Here is a 3686-nt window from a genome sequence, read left to right on the forward strand (position 1 = left end):
CAACATCGAGCAGATCGTCAACCTGGGCACCTACAGCCGCGACACCCTGCAGCAGCTGCGCGCAGCCACCGGCATCCAGTACGACCAGCGCACGCAGGGCATCCTGCACTTCTATACGAACCAAAAGGAATTTGACGGAGCGCTCGCGCCGGCCGAGCAGATGCGCGCCCTGGGCTGCGAGCGCCAGGTGATCAGCGCCGACGAGGCCGTGCGCATCGAGCCGGCCCTGGCCCACATCCGCCCGCAGCTGGCTGGCGCCACGTTCACGGCCGAAGATGAATCGGGTGACGCCAACCGGTTCACGCGCGAACTCGCCCAGCGGTGCGAGGCCGCCGGCGTGCACTTCCGCATGGGCCACCACATTACCGCGCTGCGCGAGGTGGCCGGGCAGATCGACCATGTCGAGGTGACCAACGCCGAGGGGCGTTTCGAACGCGTGCGCGGCGACGCCTTCGTGCTGGCCATGGGATCCTTCAGCCCGCTGCTGGCGCAGCCGCTGGGCATCCACCTGCCCATTTACCCGGCCAAAGGCTACTCGGTCACGCTGCCGGTCAAGGACGCGTCGAAGGCGCACCAGGTGAGCCTGACGGACGACGAGTTCAAGCTCGTGTTTTCGCGCTACACCAGCGAAAGCGATGGCGATCGGCTCCAAGGCCGGGATGTGCTTCGCGTGGCCGGCACGGCCGAACTCAACGGTTACGACCGCAACCTCAATCCGGTGCGCTGCGAAGCCATCGTGCGCCGGGTGGAACAACTCTTCCCCGGCGCGGGCGACACGACGCAGGCCCAGTTCTGGACAGGCCTGCGCCCCGCCACCCCCAGCAACGTGCCGCTGATCGGCAAGACCCGGATCGGCAACCTGTTCCTGAACACCGGCCACGGGACGCTGGGCTGGACCCATGCCTGCGGATCGGGCAAGAGCCTTGCCGACATCGTTAGCGGCCGCGTGCCCGAGGTGGACTTTGCGTTCCAAGGCTTGCAAGGGCGACCCTGGGTGACGGCGCTGCAGCCCTCCCGCACGGCGGCATAGGGTCCCCCGCGTTTCGAGCTCGCAGGGATCGCTGCCAACCCGCTGCAGGCGGCTATTTGGCCGCGCCCGCCGCGTGAGCGACAAAACTGGCCACCGCCTTCATGTCGCTCTCGCTCATGCGCTCGGCATAAGAAGGCATGACACCGATGCCCGCCTTCAGGGCGCGCAGCACACGGGCGGCATCGGGCTTGAGCTCGTCGAGCACGGGGCCCACCTGCCCCTCGGCACCTGCCGCCTGCAGCGTGTGGCAGGCAGCGCAGGCGGGCTGGATCGTGCTGAACACTTCCTTGCCACGCGCCAGCTCCGCGGGGTCGGCAGCTCCACTGGCGCCCGACCACAGCAGCAGCAACGCCACTGCCAAGCTGCGAGCCCTCACCCCACCGTGCCCGCCGGGTGCCTCGATTACCGTGCCTGGTTGCCGAGCCGTGGAATTGGTGCAGACAGACCACCGGCGGCTTTCCCCTCGCCTGGGGGCAGTGCGCAATGCCTCGGGGGAAAGCCCCATCACGCCACCGTCACGGTCACCGCGTGGTCGCGCCAGCTGGTGTTGTTGAAGCCACCAAGGTTTTCCTCGCGCTGCTCGGCCTGCACATTGCCGGCCACATCGGTGGCGCGGCTGGCCAGCGTGTGGGTGCCTGCCTCCAGCTGCACCGGCAGCACGAATTGCCGCCAGGCGAAACGGCCCAGGTCAGGCCCCACGAGCTGTGCGGAGCGCCAGGTCTTGCCGCCGTCCACCGACACCTCCACCCCCTTGACGCCCTGCGTGCCCCCAAAGGCGACACCGTGCACCTGCACCAGGCCCGGCTTGAGCGGGCCGCTTTCGGCCAGCGGACCGTTGATCCAGGATTTCACACCCATTTCCCACACCGAGGGCTGGTCGGGGCTGGCCTTGGAGCCAGGGGGCGACATGCGGTAGCCGTGCGACATGATGCGCGCCTGCGACTGCACCGGCGTGAACGCCACCCGCTTGACGTACTTGATGTTGTTCACGCCCTGGTAGCCCGGCACCACCAGCCGCAGCGGTCCGCCATGGGCCAGCGACAAGGGCTCGCCATTCATCTCCCATGCCAGCAATGCGTCTTCCATTGCCTTGACAGGCACCGAGCGCTCCACCAGCACCGACAGCGGGTCCACGCCCTCGGGGAGCTTCTCCCCGCCCGTCCCCGTGAGGTAGACCATGCCATCGGCCACCCCGCCGAGCGCTGCCACCACATTGCGCAGCGGCACGCCGCTCCACACCACGCAGCCGGCGGCGCCCACGCTCCATGGCGTGCCGCTGGGCTTGCTCGGGAAGAATCCGCGCCCATTGCCCGAGCATTGCAGCACCGTGGCTACGGTCTCGACCCCCAGGGTGCGCAATTCGGCCAGGGTCAGCGTGCGGGGATTCTTCACGCCTTCGACGCTGACGGTCCAGGCATCGCGGCTATCCAGGATCGCTGCGTCTGGAGCTGGCAGGTTGTTGCGCACGTAGAGGCGGTTGGATGGCGTGATGACGCTGGTGCCGAAGGCCGCGCGCCGCGTCTCCAGGGTGTTGCTGCTGTGCACGATCAGCGCATCCGTCGTCTTCCAGCCAGCGTAGGCGGGCAGCGGCTTGACCGCCGCGCTGGCCTGGGCTCGCGCCGCGCCCGTCCATCCCGCCAGTCCGAGGGCGCTCAAGGCAGCCGCACTTCCGGCAAGGACGTGGCGACGGGGCAGGGTCATGGAATCTTTCATGAAATCTCTCCAAGGGGGTATGGATGGGCGAGCGGGCAGAAACAGCGCGCGGCTTTCCCGCGCGGGGGCGGCAACACCAGGATGGTCGTGCCCGAAAGCTGGCCGCCCGGCAGTCCGCATTCTGGGCGGACCTTCCCCCGGCACACAGCAGAAGCGATGTCAAAAAACGTAACAGATTGACCTCTCCTGCAACAACGGTACTGAGATGCCATGGAGCATGGGCATAGTCGCGCCTTGTAACGAGGGACTAAAAATGAGAGAGAAAAGCATGAGTGCATATTCCCGCGCAAGGTGGACTCGGGGCCTGGCGGCCGTGGCGATGTGCCTGATGGCCGCAGCGGTACAGGCGCAGACACCAACAACGCTCACGGCCATCGTGGCCGTGGAGCCCACGGCGCGCAAGGCGGCCCACACCATCTTGCGGGCGGCCGCCGAGTCCGGGCTGGCCAAGGCGGCGGGACAGCCGGTGACGCTGGCTACCAGTGAGGACCTGGCAGACGTGATGCGCGCCACCCGCAGCGCCGGCTTCGACATATTCATCGGCCCGGCCCAGGTGGCGGCTTCCGCCCTGCAGCGCGGCTACGAGCTCGTGGGCTCGACCCAGAAGTCCGAGAAGTACCTGCTGGTGGGGCTCCCGGCGATCGCCTCCGTACCGAACATGAAAGGCCAGAGGCTCTACCTGCCGCAACAGGACTCCATCTACACCTACATGGCGCGCGGCATGCTCAACGAGGCGGGCCTGTCTTTCCAGGATCTGCGCGCCGTGCAGTACGAGAAGTATCCGCAGGCAGGGCTGACAGCGCTCACATTGGGCAGTGCAGACGCGACCGTGGTGCGCGAGGCCGACTGGAACCAATGGGCTGCCAACCACCCCGGAGCGGCCCGGGTGCTGGCCACTTCGCAGCCCGTGCCCGGCGGCTTCTCGGTGGTCGTGAAAAAGGAC

The 3686-nt window shown here is 67.8% G+C and carries 4 protein-coding genes; 2 read left to right on the forward strand and 2 right to left on the reverse strand.

Annotated elements, in window-relative coordinates:
- A partial coding sequence (locus MRY84_RS00225; RefSeq protein ID WP_291503764.1) for an FAD-dependent oxidoreductase occupies positions 1-1030 on the forward strand: 1030 nt, incomplete at its 5' end.
- A 52-nt stretch (positions 1031-1082) separates the two neighbouring features.
- Here the strand turns inward: MRY84_RS00225 and MRY84_RS00230 are convergent.
- Entirely contained in the window at positions 1083-1391 is a 309-nt protein-coding gene (locus MRY84_RS00230; RefSeq protein ID WP_291503765.1) for a c-type cytochrome, read from the reverse strand.
- Positions 1392-1534: 143 nt separating this feature from the next.
- On the reverse strand, positions 1535-2743 hold the full coding sequence (locus MRY84_RS00235) for a sulfite oxidase (RefSeq protein WP_291503766.1): 1209 nt from the start codon (positions 2741-2743) through the stop codon (positions 1535-1537).
- 268 nt (positions 2744-3011) lie between these two features.
- Here MRY84_RS00235 and MRY84_RS00240 point away from each other — a divergent pair.
- Positions 3012-3686, forward strand: a 675-nt coding sequence (locus MRY84_RS00240) for a PhnD/SsuA/transferrin family substrate-binding protein (RefSeq protein ID WP_291503767.1), incomplete at its 3' end; no start/stop codon positions are given.

This window comes from Acidovorax sp. (assembly GCF_022763525.1).
Classification (GTDB): domain Bacteria; phylum Pseudomonadota; class Gammaproteobacteria; order Burkholderiales; family Burkholderiaceae_C; genus Acidovorax.

What these genes read in the sequence shown, in the direction of transcription:
- MRY84_RS00235 (WP_291503766.1), bottom strand. Translation starts at nt 2,743, where the DNA reads ATGAAAGATTCCATGACCCTGCCCCGTCGCCACGTCCTTGCCGGAAGT.